Source organism: Pseudomonas sp. 05N434, from assembly GCF_056396965.1.
Genome location: NZ_JBFTMK010001146.1, coordinates 1 through 436, shown reverse-complemented (window position 1 = coordinate 436; position 436 = coordinate 1). Strand labels below are relative to the sequence as shown.

The window sequence follows — 436 nt, the reverse complement described above, 5'->3', positions numbered from 1 at the left end:
CGGCAATGGTTGTCAGATTTTTGGGGCCGCTACGCAGCCCAGCGCGAGCAAGCTCGCTCGCCACAAAAGGTAGGCATGACTGAAGAGTGTGTTTAAGTGAACAGCATTACTGTAGGAGCGAGGCTTGCCCGCGAAGAGGCCATCAGCCTCACCCGAAAACTACCGCTCGTGCAACGCCTCGGCGCGAGCCCGGATAATCGGCTTGAGCAAATAACTGAGTATGGTCTTCTTGCCAGTAATGATATCCACCGACGCCACCATTCCAGGAATGATCAGCAACGGCTTTTCATCCGTCCCGAGGTGGCTGCGCTCGGTGCGCAGTTTGATGATGTAGTACGTGGTCTTCTTGTCTTCGTCGGTGATGGTGTCGGCACCGATCTGCTCCAGCTTGGCTTTCAGCCCGCCATAAATGGTGTAGTCGTAAGCCGTGAACTTC

1 protein-coding gene is annotated in these 436 nt (G+C 55.3%); it reads right to left on the bottom strand.

Annotated elements, in window-relative coordinates:
* Positions 1-159 precede the first annotated feature (159 nt).
* On the bottom strand, positions 160-436 hold a 277-nt coding region (locus tag AC1DLB_RS32155), incomplete at its 5' end, for a beta-barrel domain-containing protein (protein WP_477786554.1).